This is a genomic window from Bacillus cereus group sp. BfR-BA-01316 (assembly GCF_022664195.1).
Taxonomy (GTDB): Bacteria; Bacillota; Bacilli; order Bacillales; family Bacillaceae_G; genus Bacillus_A.
In genome coordinates, this window is sequence record NZ_JAKUGX010000013.1 from 59379 (window position 1) to 79959 (window position 20581).

The following is a 20581-nucleotide window of genomic DNA, read 5'->3' on the forward strand; positions in this document are numbered from 1 at the left end:
ATCCATCACCCTTCTTACTTATCTTTTTTGCCATTGTGACGTTCGGTTACGAAGTGCTTTCGTTCCCCATTCATATACAACTCTCACTACAATATTTGTAACAACAATAAGTACACTCATTGCAGCTGCTGGTGCTACATTTCCTGCATCATCCATATTTACAATTGATACAGCAGCTAGTTTAAAATCAGCCGCATATAAGAACACTACTGCCGATACAGTTACCATTGAATTTACGAAATAGTACATAACCATTTCTAAAATAGCCGGTAAACACATCGGTACTGTTACTCGAAAGAAAGTTTTATAAAACGGTACGCTCATCGACTGTGAAACAAGTTCAAACTCTCGGTCCAGTTTCTTTAAAGCAGTCGTTGCGGTAACAAACGTTACAGAGTAAAAATGAATGATATTTACTAATACTAAAACAGCAATTGTGCCATATAAGGAATGAAACGGATTTGTTATTGAAAGTCCTAGAATTTGAATTGTTGGTTGACTGAAGAAAAAGACATATCCTAATCCAAGTACTAATCCAGGAATCGCTAACGGTACAATAGAGAAAAAGTAGCCTACTTTTCTGAAAAACTGTAGCTGTTCTATTTTTTCAATCGCATAAGCGAACACAAATGTTAAAAGCGCCCCGATAACTGCCGTAATAGCTGAGACAATTACACTATTTTTAAATGCTTCAATTCCGTCTCCTGTCAAACTTGAAAAATTAAAATGCTCAAGTGTAAAACTCATATTATATGGCCATACTTTCACACTTGCAGCAATACCAACTGCCACAAATAAAAGAATGATCATAAACGTGACTACGCTACAATATACGAATGAAATAACATCTCTTTTCTTATTATTTATTATTCTGTAAGGTACTGCTTTTGAAGATAAGAGATTCGCCTGTTTTCTTTGCGTAATACGATCAACTGCAAATGCGAAAATAGCTGGGATTAATAAAATCATTCCGACAGTTGCGCCCATGGACATATTTTGCTGTCCAATTACTTGCTTATATACGTCAGTAGCAAGTACGTTATATTGCCCTCCAACAATTTTAGGTGCCCCAAAATCAGTGAAACTAAGTGTAAATACAACGAACATCACACTAATTAATCCGTATTTCACACTAGGTAAAGTAACCGTAAGAAACTGTTTCACTTTACTTGCACCTAACATATTAGAAGCTTCATATAAACGATAATCAGAACCTTGGAAAGCAATTAATAAAATAAGGAATGCTTGCGGAAATGTATACATAACTTCAGCCATTACAATTCCTACTGGTCCGTATAACGGTATTTGTATTCCTTCAAATAAACCCAACATCCCTTTTGTTATTAACCCTTGATTACCAAATAAATATGTAAGCGCAATACCGTGCATCATCGTTGGTGCGAATAATGGTAATAATGCTATGTATTGAAATACGCGCTTTCCAAAAACATTTGTACGAGCGATCGCATATGCGTAAGCGAAAGCGAGTGTAACCGAAATAATTGTTGTAGCGCCCGAAATCCATATCGTATTTTGTAGTGATTGAACTAGCGTTGGTGTTGTGAAATATTTACTGAAATTCGCAACACCAACAAAAGCTCCATCTTTATCATAAAAGGCTTGTGTAAACAGTTGTAATAAAGGCAATACAAGCATGATAAAAAATGAAAGAAGCATACCAATAATTAATAGTCTTTGTATCCACTCTTCTTTACCGATACGTCTCTTGATCTTTTTTTTCGTACTCTCTGCCTTAAAGTTTTCTAACATCTCCATCTATACAATGACCTTCTTTCCATATGACAACATATGATTTTCTGAGAAAGAGATTTGAATTGACTTTCCTTTTCTAATAGCAGTTTCCTCTACTTCTGATGCCAATATATCCACTACAATTTTCTCATTATAAAGGTGTGTTTTCTCTTCTATGACCCGCACTTCCGTCCGGTATACAGATCCGCGAAATTCCATGCTTTCTACAACTGTTTTAATACCATTATTTTGTACAACTGTTACATGTTCGGGACGAATTGCATGTTCTTCGTTATTTTTCGAAAAGAAATTAATAGAACCAATAAAATCTGCCACAAACGGATTGGCTGGTCTTTGATAAATCTCCTCTGGTGTTCCAATCTGCATAATTTCCGCATGATTCATTACAACAATTTTATCAGCCATCGTTAATGCCTCTTCTTGATCATGCGTTACCATAATAGTTGTTACTCCCACTTTTTCTTGCAAATCACGCATTTCTCTGCGCAACTTTTCACGCACTTTTGCATCTAAAGCAGATAACGGCTCATCAAGTAACAAAATATCGGGAGACAGAGCGAGCGCACGTGCAAGTGCTACTCGCTGCTGTTGTCCACCAGACATTTGAGCAGGATATTTATCTTTTACATTCAGCAAATCAACAAGTTCTAACGCCAATAGCGCTTTCTCTTTTACTTCTGCTTTTCCATATTTTTTTGTCTTTAAGCCGTATTCAATGTTTTCAAGCGCAGTTAAATTCGGAAATAATGCATACGATTGAAAAACCATTCCGAAGTTCCTCTTTCCAGGTGGTAATGCTGTAATATCTTTTCCATTCACAGCAATACTGCCTGTTGTTGCCTCTTCTAGCCCCGCTAAAATTCGGAGCAACGTCGTTTTCCCACAACCACTTGGGCCTAATAAACAAACAAACTCATTTTTTTTCACAGTAAAAGAAATATCTTTTAACGCTGTAAATGCATCAAACTGTTTTTCAATGTGTTGAATTGATAAATATTCGCTCATTTTTCTCTCTCCCACTCACTTACTTTTTCGGTTCTGCTTTTTGGCCAAACTCTTTTTCCCATTTTTCTAAAATTTTGTCACGATTTTCTGCTGCCCATTTAAAGTCATTCTTTTTATATAACTTTTCTGTCACATCTTTAGGGAATCCATCTGGAAGTTTATAATCATTTTTAATTGTCGCAAATCCATTTTTCTCGAAGTATAACTTCATTACATCATCTGTAATTGCCCAATCTAAAAATGCTTGCGCTAATTTATCATTTTTAGCATTATCTTTCTTAATAAGTGCGTTCGCTTCTACTTCCCAGCCTAATCCTTCTTTCGGCAGTACAACTTCAACTGGTGCACCTTTTTGTTTCTCTTTCAAAGCACTATAAACCATTGATACACCAACTGGATATTCACCTGCACCTGCTAGTTTCGCTGGTTTTGAACCTGAATGAGTATAAGTTGCCATATTATCATGAAGTTTCTTCATGTAATCCCAACCCTTATCTTCTCCCATAATTTGTAGCCATGCAGAAACTGTTAAAAATCCTGTTCCAGAAGAAGCCGGATGCGGCATAACTAGCGTTCCTTTATATTCTGGCTTCGTTAAATCTTCATATGATTCTGGCATCGGTAAATTTTTCTTCTTCAATTCTTCTTTATTTACAGCAATCCCCGTCATAAATGCAGTATTTCCTACCCATTTTTCTGGTTTCTTATCGTCTTTAAATTGCGGAAGGACACGATCTGCTCCTTTTGGAGAGTATCCTTTTAACATATCTTTTTTCTCTAAAGCTAATAGACTAGACGCTGCAGTTCCCCATACAACATCTGCTTGTGTATTTTTTCCTTCAGCTAGCAATTTCGCTGTAGTAACTCCTGTTGAATCACGAATAATGTTCAACTTCACGTCTGGGTACTTCTGTTTAAAAGAATCAAGATAAATCGGTACAAGCTCTTCTTCAATCGCTGTGTAAACAGTTAATGATCCAGATAATTTATCATCTTTCACTTTTGCTCCAGCACTTTCTTCTTTCTTTGCACCACACCCCATTAATAACGAAAATACCATTCCAGTTGCTACAGCTTTAAAGATTGTTTTTTTCACTGTTTCTCTCTCCTTTTACAAATCTTATGTACAACTCAAATATAAACAACTAGTGTAAAAGCAGTATTAAATCAACATTAATCTTTTGTTTGTTGTTTGTTTTTGTGTAATACGTTGCTACTTCTATGTTTTTTCGCATTTTTCTGCTAATATAAAACGTGAAATTTACAAATAATTTAAAAAACCTTTATAATCCCACAAAAAAATGAGGCGTTTGTAAAAAACGCCTCATTTTTGTTTACCTTTTTTTGAATTACGATTTGCATACTTCGCACTATTTTCTCCTTCATACTCTAATGCAAATTCTGCATCTGGTAAGCTTTCTTTCGGAGTTTTATTATTATTAATTGCTGCATTTTGTTTTACTTTTCTTTTTACCAACATACTCACCTGCTCTCACGAAATAACTTTCTATTCTAGTTTGAAACAACTTACAGTAATTATTACTGGGAAGTGTTAACAAGTACATAAGAGCTTATAGATGGAAATACTACATACGAACAAGCCATTACAAAAAGGAGCGATTACTTTGAAAGAAAAAGAAACGATCCAATCGCCAATTTTAGACGAGACGCTCCCGCATCAAATGAATTTCCCATCATTTAAAGGCACAGGAAAACAAATGCAACAACCTTTTATTAATCAATACGATGTTGTAATTGGAGACAGTAAATACGATTCCACTAACAGTCCTCTTAATAATTGGAGTGATGAAATAGATCCTGCCGTTATGGCTGGAGAAGAATGGATCCATCCTACAAATGATATCGGATGGATCTCAGAAGAAAATCAAGAACTACTAAAAAACGAAGTTGATAACAAAAATGATGCTTTTATGCACCCTCAATTTGGAATTAACGATTAAAAAAACCATTCTACCTAACGTAGGTAGAATGGTTTCATACTATCCAATAATAATTCTCTCTTTCGGATATTTATAGCGAGGTGGTTGTTCTCTTCCACCACTAGCTAATATAAATGTTAAAATACCGACGCGTCCGATAAACATAAGTACAATGAGTACAAGTTTACCAACAGTCGTTAACTCTGGAGTAATACCTGTTGATAGTCCAGTCGTCCCGAAAGCAGAACAAACTTCAACTATTAAGCTCATAAAAGGTGCATTCTCCGTAATAGATAAAATAAATAACGCAGATGCACATAATAAAATCCCCATTGTCATAACAACAGAAGCTTTCAACACATCCTCTTCATGCAGTTGGCGTTTAAAAACTCGAACAGTTCTGCCGCCCTTTGCAAATGAATATAAAGACAGTATGCTCACAGCAAATGTTGTTGTACGTATCCCGCCCCCAACTGAACTTGGAGATGCTCCAATGAACATTAATATACTCATAAATAAAAGCGTTGGTTGTGATAATTCACGTATGTCCATTGTAGCGAGCCCACCACTTCGCGTCGTCACAGATTGGAATAATGTATAAAATACTGTTTCATGCCATGACTTTCCTGCTAAAAATTGATTTCGCTCCAATAGGAAAATTACAATTGTTCCAACAACAACAAGTGCAAAAAATGTTGTTGTTGTCAGTTTTGTAAATAAGGAAAAGCGGAATAGTTGATGTTCTTTCTTACTTACATACTGCTTTATTTCCATCAATACAGGGAAACCAATTGCTCCTAAAATAATAAGTAACATGTGGATAATTTGAACCATATAATCTTTTTGATACGGAATAAGCGATTGACCTGTTAAATCGAATCCACCATTCGTTGTTGCACTAACAGCGGCAAAGAAACCGTGAAAATACGCTTCTTGCCAAGTCGGGAAATACAATAGAAATCTTGTACCTAACAGTAACGCTCCAATGAGTTCTATTGAAATAATTACAATTAAAATAGAACGCATCAATTCTACAAGACCTGCTAAATTTCCTTGGTTATGGTCTGCCATAATTAATCTTCTTCTTTGCAAACCAATTTTTTTCCCCGTTATCATCCAAACGAACGTACCAAGTGCCATAATTCCTAAGCCACCTAATTGTAAAATAAGAGCCAAAATAACGATTCCTCCCGTAGTAAACGTATCAGAAATCGTCACAACTGAAAGCCCCGTAACACTTACAGCACTAACAGCTGTAAATAGCGCATCTATAAATGTCCATTTCACACCAGGCTTCGTAACAAATGGTAAACTAAGCAAAATTACCGATACAACTACCGCTAGTAAATAAAATACAACGATAAGTTGCACGGGACGTAACTTTTGTAAAAACTTTTTTATATCTCTCATTCCATCACTTCGCTACCTTTTTTCTATCGATTAAATAAAGAAAAATCATCACTTTCTTCATTTGTAAATAACTGCTGAAATAGTTTCGCAAATACCATTCCGTATACAGTTCCATTTCCCCCATACGGCAGTGCGTAATATAAATTATGTATTTTTTTATCTTCTTTTAAAATAGGAAGACCGTCATGACTGCCACCAAATGCCGCTGCCCAATAGTACTCTGCCTGTATATTTTTATACTGCGGGAACATTTCTTTTACAATGGTAATAAGGAGATTACGCTTATGCAATAATTTCGTATCGCCGATTTTTTGAATTTTCAGCGCCTCATCTAATCCGCCTACAATAATGCGATTTTGATACGTTCGACAATACAAATACGGACGTGCTGTTTCCCAAATTAATGATTGCTCATGCCAGCCTTCAAAATGATCTATCTTATTTGTCACAACGGCATAAGACGTTTCTACTGTTGTATTTTTTTCTTTCTTTCCAAAAATTGCTTCATAACCTGTCGCCATAATAATATTCTTTGCTACGATTTTATTTCCTGTATTCGTGTAACAAATTAAATCATTTTGGATTTGTTTAATATGTAATGCCTCTGTATGTTCATATATAGTCGCGCCCATTTGTTTCGCTTTATGCAAAAGACTATGCGCTAATAAATACGGATTCACTTCTGCATCACCGCTTGTATATAACGCTGCTTGTTTTGCAAATGAATAACGTTTCTTAATATCAGACTCTGTAAAATATTCAACCGGAAATCCATAATGGCGTAACGTATTATATTCTTCTTGTAAAAATGAAATATCCTCATCGCTACTTGCATAATACAAACTATTTCGCGGAATAAAATGGGGATCAATATCGAGAGTTGGCACAACCTTCTCCATTGTTTGCAGCGCTTCATAACAAAGTCTATATGCTCGTACCCCTTTCTCTTCACCAAATGTATGAATAAGAGAGGTCAACGATTTATCATGAACAAATTGTAATAATCCTGTATTTGCAGCTGTGCTACCACATGCAATTGCTCTTTTTTCAATGAGCATAACACGCATTCCAATTTTAGCTAACGAATACGCTATATGAGCACCTGCTTCTCCACTTCCAATTACTAGCACATCACATATCATATCATTTTCTAACATTGGATAACAAGGTACAGAAACTCCAGCACTCCAAAACAACTTACCAGTCATAAGCTTCATAATTATACTCCTACAATGTATTTTTCTCCTTCCTATGTTTCGTCATTTCCCATAAAAAAATCCAACTAACATACGCTAGTTGGATTTTTTCTCTTTAATTAGAACGCTCTGCAAGCCAATTCCCAACCGTCGGATATGTTTGCTTTACAGCCGTTCCACCATACACGATAGACATATGTCCTGTCGGCAAACATACATACTCTTTATCTGTGCTAGAAATATGATCAAGTAAAGCTTCTACTTGACATGGCAGAGCAATGTGATCACGTTTCGCAGAAATATTTAAGACATTCGCCTTAATATTTGCAAGGTCTACCTTTTGTCCGCGAATAACGAGTTCACCCTTCACTAATTTATTATTTTGATAAAAATCACGAATCCATTGTCTATAAGATTCACCTGGGAACGGAATACCATCGCCTACCCACTTTTGAACTAATTTCCAACTTTCGACGAAGCGCTCATTTTCTGAACGATCGACTAAAGCAACATATGGACCGACAAAGTTTGTAATTGGTTTTAACATCTTATTTCCGAAATCAATCATTTCTGGCGGAATATTTCCGAATGTATCAACTGCTTTATCTAAATTGAAATATTTCTCATCTAATAAAGGACCGTATAATCCTGTTTCAGAGAAATCAAAAGGACTTGTCATAAAAATCAAGTTTCGAATTGGCATGTCCGGATGAAGCGCTGCATAAATAGATGTTAACGTTCCACCCATGCAATAACCAAGTAAAGAAATCTCATCCGATTTTGCAGTTCTCATTACTTTTTTCACTGCTTTTGCAATATAATCGAACACGAAATCATCAAACTTCAAATGACTATCTTCTAAACCAAATGTGCCCCAATCAAGCATATACACATCAAAACCACGATCTACTAAATATTCCACTAAACTATTTCCTGGAGTTAAATCCATAATATACGGTTTATTAATAAGAGCGTATATTAATAAGATTGGGACTCTCTGTGTTTTTTCTTGTTTTGGAATGTAACGATAAAGCTTCGTTTTATTCTTCGTCCAAATAACCTCTTTCGGTGTTAAACCAACTTGTGGTTCTGGTTCGCGTAATAAAACTTCGCTCGCTCTTTTCACACGGCGATATGCTTTACGATATTCTTCTGGGTACAACTCCAATTGTTTTTCCCATTCCGTTACGAATGTAGTCATTTTTTCTATCTCCTTTTCGGTCGATTTCTTTCTAAAAAAAGAAGTGCATTCCTGCTATGGATATGCACTTTTTTCTTACTTCATTACATGTATAATCCGCCGTTAATGTTTAATTGCTGACCTGTGATATACGCACCGTCACGGCATAGATATACTACACCTTTTGCAATTTCATCAGCTTGACCAAAACGTTTTTTCGGGATTTTCGCAACGATTTTTTGACGCACTTCTTCTGGTACTTCTGCTACCATTTCAGTATCAATAAATCCTGGGCAAATTGCGTTTACAGTTACATTTGTTCTTGCAAGTTCTAACGCTAATGATTTTGTAAATCCTAACATACCTGCTTTTGCTGCTGAGTAGTTTGTTTGTCCAAATCCACCAGCTTGGCCAATAATAGAAGAAATACTAATGATTCTTCCTTCTTCTGCTTCCGATATGTATGGAAGTACCGCGCTTGTTGTATTAAATACACTGCTTAGGTTCACGTCAATTACGCGCTCCCAATCTTCACGATTTAATTTTTTGAATGTACGATCTCTTGTAATACCAGCATTATTAACAAGAATGTCAACGTTACCAAAATGATTCACAGCTTCTTCCACAAGTCTGTTTGCATCTTCTACTTTAGAAACATCCGCTTGAACTGCATAAACATCATGTCCTTCTTTTCCTAATTCATTTACTAGGTTTTCAGCTGCTTCTTTACTGCTGTTATAGTTAATAACTACTTTTGCTCCCTCTTGTGCTAATGCTACTGTAATTGCTTTTCCAATTCCTTTTGCCCCACCTGTTACGATTGCTACTTTGCCATTTAATTGAACCATTTTTTTTCCCCCTTAAATGAATTTGTGAACGATTGTTATGAATCATTTTGGTACTCATACTAATTGAGTCCATATATTAATTATGTTTCGTTGTTTATACATGAAAAGAGATTCTCCCTCTCTCTTTTACACGTTATAAACAAACGCGATTATCATTTTTTATTTTCTGGCTTATTTATAGGCTTTACTTCTTCTTTTACAGGTACTTGTAGTTTAGCTAGTACTGCATTTTGCTTTTCTAGCAATTCTAAAATTTGATCAACTTTCGTTTCTAACGTGCGCATATCTTGTTTTACTTTCGTAACATCACGCTTTAATGTAGGAGCTTGTCCTAATGAATCCACTTTCTCTTCTAGAATTTCCTCGATGTTATCAACTTTATTTTCTAAGTTAATAACAAGCGTAGCTACTCTAGCGATATCCTCTCTCGTCGGCACATTCACCTGCTCTAAATAATTTTTTGTCGTATCATTTAATGCTTTTTGATAAAACAAATTCAAATCTAGAACGCTGCCCATCCAAGCTGAATATTCTTCTGTTTTAATTGTTTCATTGAGCGCTTTCCCCCAAAATGTTTCGGTTTGTTCATAAGCATTTTTCCATGCTTGCAATGGATCGAATTTTTGATCAATCACTTCGCCTACACTCCCTTTTTCGTTTTTGAAACAATTCAACCTATTCACTATTTTCTAATATTCCGAATAAAACTTCAAGTAAATATTTTATTTTTCTTTATTTTCCAACAAATGAATTGACATTAAAAACAGATAGGTGTAAATTGCACTTATAAGCAAAAAATTCCATCTAACTGATTCATGAGGTGATGCACAATCATGCTACATAATGAACCAGAACACCCAGAAGGTTTGGAAAAAAACCAAGCGAAACAACCAAACTCCATGCCAAAAAACTTCTTAGTTCCTTTCTTACTTCTCTGTCTAAAAGACTGGCGTCTTCATGGTTACAAACTTATTCAAATGCTAATGGACATCGGCTTTTCTTCTGTGGACCAAGGTAATGTGTATAGGACACTACGCAAATTAGAAAAAGAAAATCTTATTTCTTCTACTTGGGATACAAGCGAAGGCGGGCCAGCGAAACGAATTTATTCTTTAACAGAATATGGAGAGCAATATTTAACAACATGTGCGACTTCTTTTGAACATTATCAAAATATGTTGCGGACGTTTTTCACGTTATACACCAATGCATTCTTTCCATTTTCTACTTCTCCAGAAAAGGATGAAAAGGATTCTTCATCTTCACCTGGTGGTACAGCAGAGTAATCTGCGTTCACAATATGCAAAAAAACATTTGGAGGTCAAACAATGGAAACTAAGCCATACGAATTAGTCGATGCATTTTGGAAAAACTGGTCTCAATCTCTTTCCCTCTTCTCTTCAGCTGGGAAACAATTAGAGCAACTTACTTTAGAAACGTTAAAACAACAACAAGACGCTTTGCATAAATTAACATCAGGAGTAGATGAACTAGAAAAAGAACTACACCAATTCACTGCTCAGTTCAATAACCAATATACAGACTATGTGAAGCAATTAACTGGAAACTCCTTAAATGATCAAATTAACGAGTGGCAAGGAAAGTGGAATGAGCTTTCTAATCAAATGCACCAACTTACTGTTTCGCCTACGAAAACATCTTTGTCTATTCTTACTCAAACTAGCGGACAATTTGAAGAAACAACAAAACACTTTATCGAACAACAACAGTCGCAACGTGAAGAGGTTCAAAAACAGTTAGAAGTTTTTTTGGGAGAGTTCAAGTCCAAACAACTAGAACTCGCAAAGCAGTTCGAGGAAAACTCAAAAAATCTATTTACTTCCATCAAGTAAGAAAAATGTGGCAACTAACTGCAGCACAAACAAAACTCTTTCTTCCTCCTACTACATCAAGATGGCTTACATTTTTCGATATGGAAAAGAAGGAGGACAAAATGAATCCATTTCAAGAAGCACAAACTGTTCCGGAGCTTCGTTACGATGAGATTCAAGTCGGTGATCAAGCATCACTTACAAAAAAAATTACGGATGAGGACGTTATCAATTTTGCAAAATTGACTGGAGATGTAAATCCTATTCACATTCTAGACTCTTTTGCAAAAACGACAATGTTCAAAGAACGTATTGCCCATGGCATGCTCGTTTCAAGTTTTATTTCTACCATTCTTGGAACGAAACTCCCTGGCAAAAATACGATTTATTTATCACAAAACGTTTCATTCCGTGCTCCTGTCAAAATCGGTGATACACTTCGCGTTGTGGCAGAAGTTATTAAAAAACGGGACGATAAAAAAATCATCACACTGCAAACAAACATATATAATCAATCTGATGATATTGTCGTAGAAGGTACAGCGACAATACTGAAAAAAGAGTAGCAAATTTGCTACTCTTTTTTCTATCCAAGAACTTCTAATCACACCGTTTACTTCCGTGTATGAGTACGTCGTTTACACATAAAATAACGTTACCAGATAGCACTTAGCTAAACTGGATTACTCTTTAAGGATGTGTATCAACATGGTGAAAACAAACAAATTACTAGTTCCGGGTGCAGAGCAAGCACTTGAACAATTCAAATATGAAATCGCACAAGAATTCGGTGTAAGCTTAGGATCTAATACAGCATCTCGTTCTAACGGATCAGTTGGCGGTGAAGTAACGAAACGTCTTGTTGCTTTAGCTCAACAACAATTACGCGGATAACTATATAACCTATGGCTTAGAGGCAGATATTCTCTGCCTCTTTCTTTTTTAACATACATAATAGTGCTTCTTCACATACTAGTAAGAGCAAATCGAAAGGAACGATATGTGAAATGAAACGGATTAACATTAGCATGAGTCCTCCCCGTGTTCTTACTTTATCTTTTATTATGCTATCAACTATCGGTACATGCCTATTGAAATTGCCAATTGCTACAACAACGTCTATTTCATGGCTCGACGCCTTATTTACAACGGTTTCTGCTTGTACGGTTACAGGGCTTGGTGTTGTGGACACTGGTAAAGTATTTACCTTATTTGGCCAATGTGTCATTTTAACACTTATACAAGTTGGCGGGCTTGGCATTATGAGCTTTGCTGTTTTAATCGCAATTATGCTCGGCAGAAAAATCGGCCTTCAAAACCGAATTTTATTACAACAAGCATTAAACCAAACAAATGTCGGCGGAATCATTCGTCTTGCAAAAGCATTATTTTTATTTTCTTTTACTGTAGAATGTATCGCTACTTTATTTCTCTCTTTTGAATGGGTACCAAAATACGGGGTTGCAAAAGGTATATATTACAGCTTTTTTCATTCTATCTCAGCCTTTAACAATGCTGGGTTTTCTGTGTGGAGCGATAATTTAATGTCGCACTCCCATAGCATTCTCGTCAATCTCGTTATTTCTTCCCTCATTATTTTAGGTGGGATTGGTTTTACGGTTATCGTAGATATAAAAAGAAAGAAAAACTTTAAAAACCTTACTTTGCACTCAAAGCTTATGCTCTCTTCTACTCTAATCATCAATATTATTGCTACAGCTTTTATTTTTATATTCGAGTTCCATAATTCTCTTTCTATGAGAGGATTTACACCATTTGAAGAAGGCATGGCTGCTTATTTTCAAGCAATCTCGACTCGTACAGCTGGGTTTAATACAGTGGATATTGCTGCTCTATCTAAACCATCACTTTTATTAATGATGCTTCTTATGTTTATTGGTGCTGGCAGTGCTTCAACTGGTGGTGGGATTAAGTTAACGACTTTTTTAATTATGTTTTTCGGCGTATTTAAATTTTTGCAAGAACAAGATGATATTGTCGTGTTTAAAAAATCCATTAAAGATACGCTCATTGTCAAATCATTAACGATTACTATTATTTCAATTTCGTTTATTTTTCTTTCCATTTTAATTTTAAGCATCACTGAGAAAGTTCCTTTATTAATGAGTGCTTTTGAAGTATTTTCAGCATTTGGAACTGTCGGCCTTAGCATGAATTTGACGCCACACTTAACAATCATCGGCAAAACAATTATTATCTTTATGATGTTTTTTGGAAAGATGGGGCCTTTAACATTAGCCTTTTCATTTGCACGTAAAAAACAAAGAAAAATAAAATATCCAAACGAAGATATTTTAACAGGTTGACAACCGTATAAATTATCCATATAATGAGAATACAATAGCATATCTCCAAAGGGGAGTAGCGTCCAAGAACTATTTCTTGGAAACAAAGTCGTCATTACGTAGAACCTAGTTCTTCCGGCTTTGTTGGCATTTTCATTACATATGTCTAGCAAGACCTTTGCCTATCAACGGCAGAGGTCTTTTTTGTTTTCAAATTCCTTCCACCGTTGATACGCAGGAGTATGGGGAAACTAAACAGTGGGGAACTTCTTCACTTGTTTAGTCTTTATAGAAATGAGAGGAGAATGTACATGGATGTATCATTATTATTGGAGTATGGTTGGGTATTACTCATCCTAATTGCACTAGAGGGGATTTTAGCGGCTGATAACGCTCTCGTTCTTGCAATTATGGTAAAACATTTACCAGAAGAAAAACGAAAGAAAGCACTATTTTATGGATTAGCAGGAGCGTTCGTTTTCCGCTTCGGATCACTATTTATGATTTCGTTCCTAGTCGATGTATGGCAAGTGCAAGCAATTGGTGCGATTTATCTTATGTTTATCGCGGGGAATCACTTATTTAAAACGTATGTTAAAAAGAAGTCACATGAAGAAACAGAAGAAAAAGAAGCAAAGAAAAAACAAGAGAATTTTTGGTGGACTGTATTTAAAGTCGAAGTTGCTGATATCGCCTTCGCTGTTGATTCAATTTTAGCTGCTGTTGCATTAGCAGTGACTTTACCGAAAACAGGATTAGGTACGATTGGTAGTCTTGATACAGGTCAATTTATCGTTATCTTTACAGGTGGACTTATCGGATTAGTTATAATGCGATTTGCAGCAACTGCTTTCGTACAAATATTAAAACGTAAACCAGGACTTGAAACTGCAGCATTCTTAATTGTAGGTTGGGTTGGTGTGAAATTAGCAGTTTATACATTAGCACACCCTGCATTAAATGTCCTTCCGCATTCATTCCCAGAATCTACTCCGTGGAAGCTTACATTCTGGACTGTATTAATTGGAATCGCAGTTGGCGGTTGGTTCTTCTCGAAAGAAGTAGAAGTAAAAGTAGAAAAGAATTTAGACGAAAAAGCGCTGTAATTACAGTGCTTTTTCTTTTTCTCTCGTTTCAATCCCCTCTCTATTTTTAGAAAAAATTCCATTATACTACCTTTTGTAAGCGTTTTCCAAAGTTTTGTATGTCCTTTTTGTGAAATATTGCACAAACTTATTGAAACTATGAACAAATCCATGTACTTTATTCATATAAGGAGTATTTATAGACGATGTACTAAAGGAGCGTATTACTCATGCTAGAACAAGGATTAGATTATGTTGTAAAACTGGCTAAGAGCAAAAAGCAAATGCTAGATACAAGCCCAATGCAATATTTCATCCGCGCTGCACTCGCGGGCATTTATATTGGATTTATTATTGTACTATGTTTCAAATTAGGTAATTTCTTTCATATTGCAGATTCACCAGCAACATATTTAGCCGCTTCTATGTTTTTCGGAATTGCACTCGTATTAATTATATATGGCGGCGCTGAACTATTTACTGGCAATACAATGTACTTTACAGTGGCAACTTTGAGAAAAGAAACAACTATTTCTGATACACTTCGCAACTGGGTTGCTTGTTATGCAGGTAACTTAGCTGGTGCTTTATTCTTTGCTTTATTATTTTACGCAACTGGAATTTTCGAAGCAATTGGGCACGGTCATTTAATGAATAAAGTCGTTGAAGGAAAGATGAATACACCAACAATGCAATTATTCTTTAAAGCGATTTTATGTAACTGGCTCGTATGTCTTGCCTGCTTCTTACCTTCTCAAGTAAAAGGCGATACAGCAAAAATATTGATGATGATGATGCTCGTTTTCACATTCTTCTTATCTGGCTATGAGCATAGCATTGCAAACTTATCATTGTTTGCCTTATCTTTAGTTTCACCACATCCTGATACAATTACTTTCGCTGGGGCTATTCATAACTTAATTCCAGTTACAATCGGTAACATTATTGGCGGATCCGTATTTGTCGGTATGGTCTATCATTACTTAACAAAGAAAGCACCTGATGTTAAACAAGAGGAAACTGAATTAGTTGCAGCTCAACAAGAAGAAATCATTCCTTTACAAGCACATATGAAACACTAAAAACTCCAAGGTTACGCTTTGGAGTTTTTAGCTCCCTACATATTTCAAGGCAATATAAGGATTAATTCCCCCGTTTTCCTTCCCTCTCTCTATGCTCTTTTTCATCTGATGCATACCGATGACATCATTTGTATGAAAGTGAATTTCATTAACATATAGTCCTTCTTTACAGAAAGCTTCTACAAAATCTAACCCACTTTTTTGTCTCCATCCCATATTATAATCGAGGGAAATAATATTCACCTCATTATCCCTAACAATTTGCAAGGCGGATTCTACTGTAGTTGCCAAAACATATCCGTACGGACAACCTCTTTGATCATCCATATATACATTCATTTTCTATCTCCTCTCTATTTTGCATATGTGACCAACACATAACATATTGCCCCAAGGCTAATAAAAGGTCCAAACGGAATTGGAGTTTTTATTTTTATACGTTTTAACGCTATACCTATTCCGAAAAAACAAAGACTAAAGCAAGATGCTAAAAATAAAGTTATAAAAATACCTTTCACTCCTATTATAAATCCGAGTAATGAAAGTAATTTTGCATCACCTCCGCCAAGACCATCTGGATAAATCTTTTGCATGCAATATAACAAAATAAATATAGTTCCACTGCCAGCTATACTATCTATCCAAGTAACTAACGGTACAAAAATACATTCTAAAATAAGCAAAAGCCCAAACCAAATTAAAATACGATTAGGTATTAGCATATATACTAAATCTGTAACTGAAATAATAAGAAGTAAAGAAAAGAGCGATAAAATGATGATGAGCTCTCGTTCTATTCCAATTACATATACAGTAAGAAAAAATAAACTCCCTGTAACAAATTCAAACACTATGTACAAACTTGAGATTTTTCTTTTACAACTCGTACAACGCCCTTTTTGCATACAAAATGAAATGATTGGAATAAGTTCTTTCGGCTTTAACGTATAGTTGCAGTAATGACAGTATGAACGCGGTGTAATAATAGATTCCCCTACTGGAACTCTCATCGCAATCACCATAAAAAAAGAACCAAACACCATCCCTGTTAACAATACATATAAATAAGTGAACATCCCTTCCTCTCCTTTCCAAAAGAACATAACAAAAAAAGGAGAGAACTTCTACTTTACATTATCTTTATTCTATTAAAAAAGCAGGCCGTTTTCCGGCCTACTTTCCCCTATTTTATACGATGAAATATACTGCTTTTAATGGTCCATGTACTCCGACAACAAGATTCATTTCAATATCAGCAGAGTTACTTGGTCCTGTTATAAAGTTAATACAAGATGCCACTGCTTCACCTTTTTCTACTCGAGAGTTCATGTGTTGAACTGCTTGGGTAATACGAGGTACAAGTGTTTCACGTGGAATAATAGCAAAATATACAGTCGGTAAAAAGTGTAAAGAACGACCTTGCCCTTTATGACTTTGTACAACAATCGTACCAGATTCAGCTAATGTATAATCACTAAATGCAATTCCGATATTTGCTTTTTCCGCTATACGCATATTCTCTTCTTTTTTCTCAGGATCCCATACATTTACTTCAACATTTTGCTTTGGAAGCTCTTCTTTAAATAAAGAAGTCAATCCATAGGAATCAAAACGTTCATCTGCTGATAATATAATAGGTCCCCCGCCGTTTTCAACGATTACTTTTTGAATATCTTCACTTAAACGGTCGTTTGTCGTTTCCACAACAGTTGTATGAATGTTTGTACATTGATTTTTAAATACTTCTAACAATTCTTCTTGTGAATAATCTTTTAACGTTTCTACATTCACATTACTTTTCCATGCTGGACGTTCTACGCCTTCTGTTTTACGCGCGCGCCCAAGTTCTTTTGCGATATTATCTAGAAAGGACTCACGGTTTTGAATTAATCCTGTCATTATTTGTCCCCGCCTTTCTTATGATCTTTATACCAATCACGGAATCGTTCTTTACTTGGAGCCGGGAATTCACGAATATCCGTCCAGTTTTTAAGTGGGCCAACACCTTTTGATACACGGTTACCAGATGTAAATGGACTCATTGCTGCCGGTGCCATTTTTGATCCCATTTTATATAAAGCTGCTGAAGAAGCACCCATGCTAAACATTTTCATTGCTAATTTTTCTGCAAGTGGGGCACGTCCTTCTTGCTCAACGATAACTTGACGATGCTTTAATAATAAATCATGCAATGGAATCTTTACTGGACAAGCTTCTGTACATGCTCCGCATAAACTAGATGCATACGGGAGCTCTTTGTAATCGTCATACCCACCTAAAAGTGGTGTTAATACCGCACCGATTGGTCCTGAATAAATAGATCCATATGAATGCCCACCAACGTGACGATATACCGGACATACGTTAACACAAGCAGCACAACGAATACATTGCAATACTGAACGGAATTCCGATCCAAGAATTTGAGAGCGGCCATTATCAACAACGACTAAATGAAACTCTTCTGGTCCATCTACCTCTTCCTCTTGAATTGGTCCTGCTACTGTTACATAACTTGTTAATTTTTGACCTACCGCACTACGACATAGTAAACCAACTAAAACATCTAATTCTTCCATTGTCGGAACCATACGTTCCATACCCATTACTGCAATTTGTGTTTTCGGAATCGACATAACAAGATCGGCATTACCTTCGTTCGTCACTAAACAAAGAGAGCCAGTATTTGCAACAGCGAAGTTACAACCTGTCACACCAATTTCTGCATCCATAAATTTCTCACGAAGTTGTTTACGAACAAACTTTGTCATTTCGTATGGATCATCAGAATTTTCATATCCAAGTTTTTCTTTAAATACATCACGAATTTGCGTTCTGTTTTTATGAAGTGCAGGCGCAATAATATGTGATGGTGGATCGTTATCTACTTGCAAGATATACTCTCCTAAGTCACTCTCTAACACTTCACAACCAATCTCTTCAAGGGCATGATTCATACTAATTTCTTCAGTTACCATTGATTTTGATTTTACAACTTTCTTCGCTTGTTTCTTTTTTGCAACGTCTTGAATATACTTTGCTGCATCCTCTTTCGTTTTCGCAAAGTAAACGTGACCGCCTCTTTTTGATACATTTTCACTTAACTGCATTAAATAATAATCAAGATTTTCTAACGTATGTTGACGAATTTGTTCACCTAGTTCACGCCATTCTTCCCAGTTTCCCAACTCGTCAGCTGCTTTTAATCGATTTGTATATAAACGCGTTTGTGCAGAAGATACTGCTCCGCGCATAAACGAATCTTGAATTCCATCGCCAACGCGATCATTAAATTTTTTCTCACTGATTTTCATAGACATTGCTTATGTTCCCCCTTCATGAGCGACTATTCAAGACCTCAGCAATATGCATTACTTTTACTTCTTTTCCTAAACGCTCAATACGTCCGCCAATGTTTAACAAACACCCACAATCTGCACCGATTAAATAATCAGCACCTGTTTCCATTACACTATCTACTTTTTCATCTACCATTTGCTCAGAAATTGGAGTCATCTTAACTGAAAACGTTCCCCCAAACCCACAACAATTTTGCACGTTTGGCAGTTCTCTCACAGTTAATCCTTTTACGTTTGATAATAAAATTCCTGGTGCCTCTTTTACTCCAAGCAGGCGTGTCATATGACAAGATTTATGAATAGTAGCTATCCCTGGTAAACTTGCACCAACATCTGTAACTTTTAAAACATCTACAATAAATTGTGTAAATTCATATGTTTTATCAGCAACCTTTTGTGCACGTTTAGCCCACTTCGGATCATCTTTAAAAACATGCGGATACTCATGAAACATTGTCGCACAAGAGCCAGATGGCGTAACGATATATTCTGCATCTTCGAAAGTTTCAATCATATGTTTCATCGCTTCTTTTGCTGCTTCTACATGGCCGCTATTATAAGCAGGCTGACCACAACAAACTTGTGCTTCTGGAAATTCAATTTCACAACCTAAACGCTCCAATACTTCAACTGTTGCTTTGCCGACGTTTGTTTCAAACATATCGACTAAACAAGTAACAAATAAAGTAACTTTCATAACTATAATTCCCCCTTATTACAACTTCGCCAACGATCATATGGTCATCAGATGACTAAGATTAGAAGAAGTAGGCTCAACCATGGCCTATCCTCTCCCTCTTCCAAAGAAAACGTTTACTTAATCTCTCTCTATTTTATCAGAAAATTAGAATTTTAAAAGATTAAATTACGAATTTATATCGCTTTTCCCTGTGACAATATGTTCTACATTTGTTAAATGATTTAACATCGCTTGCTGCGCTAATTCCACATCTTGCTTTAACACCGCATTATATATAGCTCGATGCTCTTCTAAAAGTCGTTCCGATGTTGTTTGTTCACCATATAAAATAATGCGTCTTGATTCACCAATCGTTTCAGCAATCATCTCTGAAACATGATTCATGAGCTCAAGTAAGATATTATTATGCGAAGATTCTGCAATTCCCATATGAAAATGAAAGTCTGCTTTTTCGCCAGCCTTCTCATCTCCAATGCTCTTTGCCATTTCATCTAACCAATGTTTCATATTTTGCAAATTATCATCCGTACGTTTTGCCGCTGCCGCTCGAACTGCCCCCACTTCGAGCACCTTCCGTACTTCTAATAAATTCAAAATATCCTCTTTCTTCATTAATAACTTGTTATTTAATGATTTCGTTAATGAAGAAGGATCGAAATTCTTTACATATGTACCTTCTCCTTGTTTCATTTCAATTAAGCCCATTGCTCTTAGCGCACTTAGCGCTTCACGAACAGCAGATCTGCCAACTTGAAACTGCTCAGCTAATTGATGAACAGGAAGTAGTTTGTCACCAGGTTTTAACGTACCATTTTTAATCATTGTTAAAATAGCTTCAGATACTTCTTCGTAAATTTTTTTCGGT

General features: G+C 35.8%; 23 protein-coding genes and 1 riboswitch. Of the genes, 8 read left to right on the forward strand and 15 right to left on the reverse strand.

The features are described from left to right. Positions 1 to 18: 18 nt before the first annotated feature. The 4 genes from MR071_RS12545 to MR071_RS12560 all read right to left on the reverse strand — a co-directional run bounded on the left by MR071_RS12545 (position 19) and on the right by MR071_RS12560 (position 4258). Positions 19 to 1776: a putative 2-aminoethylphosphonate ABC transporter permease subunit gene (locus MR071_RS12545; RefSeq protein ID WP_242236249.1), complete on the reverse strand. Its 1758-nt coding sequence runs from the start codon at positions 1774 to 1776 to the stop codon at positions 19 to 21. After that, on the reverse strand, positions 1777 to 2778 hold the full coding sequence (locus MR071_RS12550) for a putative 2-aminoethylphosphonate ABC transporter ATP-binding protein (RefSeq protein WP_242236251.1): 1002 nt from the start codon (positions 2776 to 2778) through the stop codon (positions 1777 to 1779). Positions 2779 to 2797: 19 nt separating this feature from the next. Then, positions 2798 to 3874, reverse strand: a complete 1077-nt coding sequence (locus MR071_RS12555; RefSeq protein WP_242236253.1) for a putative 2-aminoethylphosphonate ABC transporter substrate-binding protein — start codon at positions 3872 to 3874, stop codon at positions 2798 to 2800. A gap of 228 nt (positions 3875 to 4102) precedes the next feature. Next, positions 4103 to 4258, reverse strand: a complete 156-nt coding sequence (locus tag MR071_RS12560; RefSeq protein WP_002011566.1) for a hypothetical protein — start codon at positions 4256 to 4258, stop codon at positions 4103 to 4105. Positions 4259 to 4355: 97 nt separating this feature from the next. On the opposite strand from MR071_RS12560, the gene MR071_RS12565 reads away from it, so the two are divergent. After that, the gene (locus tag MR071_RS12565) at positions 4356 to 4739 is read left to right on the forward strand and encodes a DUF3905 domain-containing protein (RefSeq protein WP_002158745.1); all 384 of its coding nucleotides are present in this window, start codon (positions 4356 to 4358) and stop codon (positions 4737 to 4739) included. A 39-nt stretch (positions 4740 to 4778) separates the two neighbouring features. On the opposite strand, the gene MR071_RS12570 is transcribed toward MR071_RS12565, so the two are convergent. The 5 genes from MR071_RS12570 to phaR form a co-directional block, all read right to left on the reverse strand. After that, positions 4779 to 6128 (reverse strand): TrkH family potassium uptake protein, encoded by a 1350-nt coding sequence (locus MR071_RS12570; RefSeq protein WP_242236255.1) that lies wholly within the window; start codon positions 6126 to 6128, stop codon positions 4779 to 4781. 23 nt (positions 6129 to 6151) lie between these two features. Continuing rightward, positions 6152 to 7345 carry an NAD(P)/FAD-dependent oxidoreductase gene (locus tag MR071_RS12575; protein ID WP_242236257.1) on the reverse strand — a complete coding sequence of 398 codons (1194 nt, stop codon included), beginning with the start codon at positions 7343 to 7345 and terminating at the stop codon, positions 6152 to 6154. Between the two features lie 94 nt (positions 7346 to 7439). Next, complete coding sequence (phaC, locus tag MR071_RS12580; protein ID WP_105584160.1) at positions 7440 to 8525, reverse strand: class III poly(R)-hydroxyalkanoic acid synthase subunit PhaC; 1086 nt, start codon at positions 8523 to 8525, stop codon at positions 7440 to 7442. An 83-nt stretch (positions 8526 to 8608) separates the two neighbouring features. Then, positions 8609 to 9352 carry an acetoacetyl-CoA reductase gene (locus MR071_RS12585; protein WP_105584161.1) on the reverse strand — a complete coding sequence of 248 codons (744 nt, stop codon included), beginning with the start codon at positions 9350 to 9352 and terminating at the stop codon, positions 8609 to 8611. A gap of 152 nt (positions 9353 to 9504) precedes the next feature. Continuing rightward, the gene (gene phaR, locus MR071_RS12590) at positions 9505 to 9987 is read right to left on the reverse strand and encodes a polyhydroxyalkanoic acid synthase subunit PhaR (RefSeq protein WP_242236259.1); all 483 of its coding nucleotides are present in this window, start codon (positions 9985 to 9987) and stop codon (positions 9505 to 9507) included. 198 nt (positions 9988 to 10185) lie between these two features. On the opposite strand from phaR, the gene phaQ reads away from it, so the two are divergent. The 7 genes from phaQ (at position 10186) to MR071_RS12625 (ending at position 15657) form a co-directional block, all read left to right on the forward strand. Beyond that, positions 10186 to 10638 (forward strand): poly-beta-hydroxybutyrate-responsive repressor, encoded by a 453-nt coding sequence (phaQ, locus tag MR071_RS12595; protein WP_242236261.1) that lies wholly within the window; start codon positions 10186 to 10188, stop codon positions 10636 to 10638. A gap of 42 nt (positions 10639 to 10680) precedes the next feature. After that, positions 10681 to 11205 carry a polyhydroxyalkanoic acid inclusion protein PhaP gene (gene phaP / locus MR071_RS12600; RefSeq protein ID WP_105584162.1) on the forward strand — a complete coding sequence of 175 codons (525 nt, stop codon included), beginning with the start codon at positions 10681 to 10683 and terminating at the stop codon, positions 11203 to 11205. Between the two features lie 101 nt (positions 11206 to 11306). Next, positions 11307 to 11750 (forward strand): MaoC family dehydratase, encoded by a 444-nt coding sequence (locus tag MR071_RS12605; protein ID WP_001067911.1) that lies wholly within the window; start codon positions 11307 to 11309, stop codon positions 11748 to 11750. Between the two features lie 142 nt (positions 11751 to 11892). Beyond that, entirely contained in the window at positions 11893 to 12078 is a 186-nt protein-coding gene (locus MR071_RS12610) for an alpha/beta-type small acid-soluble spore protein (protein WP_000241212.1), read from the forward strand. 113 nt (positions 12079 to 12191) lie between these two features. Continuing rightward, positions 12192 to 13511 (forward strand): TrkH family potassium uptake protein, encoded by a 1320-nt coding sequence (locus MR071_RS12615; protein WP_242236264.1) that lies wholly within the window; start codon positions 12192 to 12194, stop codon positions 13509 to 13511. 38 nt (positions 13512 to 13549) lie between these two features. Then, positions 13550 to 13722, forward strand: a riboswitch (yybP-ykoY riboswitch). 79 nt (positions 13723 to 13801) lie between these two features. After that, on the forward strand, positions 13802 to 14596 hold the full coding sequence (locus MR071_RS12620) for a TerC family protein (protein ID WP_242236266.1): 795 nt from the start codon (positions 13802 to 13804) through the stop codon (positions 14594 to 14596). 209 nt (positions 14597 to 14805) lie between these two features. Continuing rightward, on the forward strand, positions 14806 to 15657 hold the full coding sequence (locus MR071_RS12625; RefSeq protein WP_242236268.1) for a formate/nitrite transporter family protein: 852 nt from the start codon (positions 14806 to 14808) through the stop codon (positions 15655 to 15657). Positions 15658 to 15684: 27 nt separating this feature from the next. Here MR071_RS12625 and MR071_RS12630 read toward each other — a convergent pair whose 3' ends face one another. From MR071_RS12630 to MR071_RS12655, 6 genes are all read right to left on the reverse strand, one after another. Beyond that, positions 15685 to 15996, reverse strand: coding sequence for a cyclic-phosphate processing receiver domain-containing protein (locus tag MR071_RS12630; RefSeq protein ID WP_105584166.1), 312 nt, complete (start codon positions 15994 to 15996; stop codon positions 15685 to 15687). 14 nt (positions 15997 to 16010) lie between these two features. Further along, positions 16011 to 16733 (reverse strand): prepilin peptidase, encoded by a 723-nt coding sequence (locus tag MR071_RS12635; RefSeq protein WP_242236271.1) that lies wholly within the window; start codon positions 16731 to 16733, stop codon positions 16011 to 16013. A gap of 112 nt (positions 16734 to 16845) precedes the next feature. Beyond that, on the reverse strand, positions 16846 to 17556 hold the full coding sequence (locus tag MR071_RS12640) for a LutC/YkgG family protein (protein ID WP_242236273.1): 711 nt from the start codon (positions 17554 to 17556) through the stop codon (positions 16846 to 16848). Continuing rightward, positions 17556 to 18977 (reverse strand): LutB/LldF family L-lactate oxidation iron-sulfur protein, encoded by a 1422-nt coding sequence (locus MR071_RS12645; RefSeq protein ID WP_000061921.1) that lies wholly within the window; start codon positions 18975 to 18977, stop codon positions 17556 to 17558. The genes MR071_RS12640 and MR071_RS12645 overlap by 1 nt, the downstream gene beginning before the upstream one ends. Before the next feature lie 16 nt (positions 18978 to 18993). Then, positions 18994 to 19713 (reverse strand): (Fe-S)-binding protein, encoded by a 720-nt coding sequence (locus MR071_RS12650; protein WP_000869145.1) that lies wholly within the window; start codon positions 19711 to 19713, stop codon positions 18994 to 18996. A gap of 168 nt (positions 19714 to 19881) precedes the next feature. Next, positions 19882 to 20571 (reverse strand): FadR/GntR family transcriptional regulator, encoded by a 690-nt coding sequence (locus MR071_RS12655; RefSeq protein WP_258166007.1) that lies wholly within the window; start codon positions 20569 to 20571, stop codon positions 19882 to 19884. Positions 20572 to 20581 lie beyond the last annotated feature (10 nt).

What these genes read in the sequence shown, in the direction of transcription:
- MR071_RS12620 (WP_242236266.1), top strand. Translation starts at nt 13,802, where the DNA reads ATGGATGTATCATTATTATTGGAGTATGGTTGGGTATTACTCATCCTA.
- MR071_RS12585 (WP_105584161.1), bottom strand. Translation starts at nt 9,352, where the DNA reads ATGGTTCAATTAAATGGCAAAGTAGCAATCGTAACAGGTGGGGCAAAA.
- phaQ (WP_242236261.1), top strand. Translation starts at nt 10,186, where the DNA reads ATGCTACATAATGAACCAGAACACCCAGAAGGTTTGGAAAAAAACCAA.
- MR071_RS12630 (WP_105584166.1), bottom strand. Translation starts at nt 15,996, where the DNA reads ATGAATGTATATATGGATGATCAAAGAGGTTGTCCGTACGGATATGTT.
- MR071_RS12635 (WP_242236271.1), bottom strand. Translation starts at nt 16,733, where the DNA reads ATGTTCACTTATTTATATGTATTGTTAACAGGGATGGTGTTTGGTTCT.
- MR071_RS12570 (WP_242236255.1), bottom strand. Translation starts at nt 6,128, where the DNA reads ATGAGAGATATAAAAAAGTTTTTACAAAAGTTACGTCCCGTGCAACTT.
- MR071_RS12615 (WP_242236264.1), top strand. Translation starts at nt 12,192, where the DNA reads ATGAAACGGATTAACATTAGCATGAGTCCTCCCCGTGTTCTTACTTTA.
- MR071_RS12565 (WP_002158745.1), top strand. Translation starts at nt 4,356, where the DNA reads ATGGAAATACTACATACGAACAAGCCATTACAAAAAGGAGCGATTACT.
- MR071_RS12560 (WP_002011566.1), bottom strand. Translation starts at nt 4,258, where the DNA reads ATGTTGGTAAAAAGAAAAGTAAAACAAAATGCAGCAATTAATAATAAT.
- MR071_RS12605 (WP_001067911.1), top strand. Translation starts at nt 11,307, where the DNA reads ATGAATCCATTTCAAGAAGCACAAACTGTTCCGGAGCTTCGTTACGAT.
- MR071_RS12645 (WP_000061921.1), bottom strand. Translation starts at nt 18,977, where the DNA reads ATGTCTATGAAAATCAGTGAGAAAAAATTTAATGATCGCGTTGGCGAT.
- MR071_RS12625 (WP_242236268.1), top strand. Translation starts at nt 14,806, where the DNA reads ATGCTAGAACAAGGATTAGATTATGTTGTAAAACTGGCTAAGAGCAAA.
- MR071_RS12575 (WP_242236257.1), bottom strand. Translation starts at nt 7,345, where the DNA reads ATGAAGCTTATGACTGGTAAGTTGTTTTGGAGTGCTGGAGTTTCTGTA.
- MR071_RS12650 (WP_000869145.1), bottom strand. Translation starts at nt 19,713, where the DNA reads ATGAAAGTTACTTTATTTGTTACTTGTTTAGTCGATATGTTTGAAACA.
- phaP (WP_105584162.1), top strand. Translation starts at nt 10,681, where the DNA reads ATGGAAACTAAGCCATACGAATTAGTCGATGCATTTTGGAAAAACTGG.
- phaC (WP_105584160.1), bottom strand. Translation starts at nt 8,525, where the DNA reads ATGACTACATTCGTAACGGAATGGGAAAAACAATTGGAGTTGTACCCA.
- MR071_RS12640 (WP_242236273.1), bottom strand. Translation starts at nt 17,556, where the DNA reads ATGACAGGATTAATTCAAAACCGTGAGTCCTTTCTAGATAATATCGCA.
- MR071_RS12610 (WP_000241212.1), top strand. Translation starts at nt 11,893, where the DNA reads ATGGTGAAAACAAACAAATTACTAGTTCCGGGTGCAGAGCAAGCACTT.
- MR071_RS12550 (WP_242236251.1), bottom strand. Translation starts at nt 2,778, where the DNA reads ATGAGCGAATATTTATCAATTCAACACATTGAAAAACAGTTTGATGCA.
- MR071_RS12545 (WP_242236249.1), bottom strand. Translation starts at nt 1,776, where the DNA reads ATGGAGATGTTAGAAAACTTTAAGGCAGAGAGTACGAAAAAAAAGATC.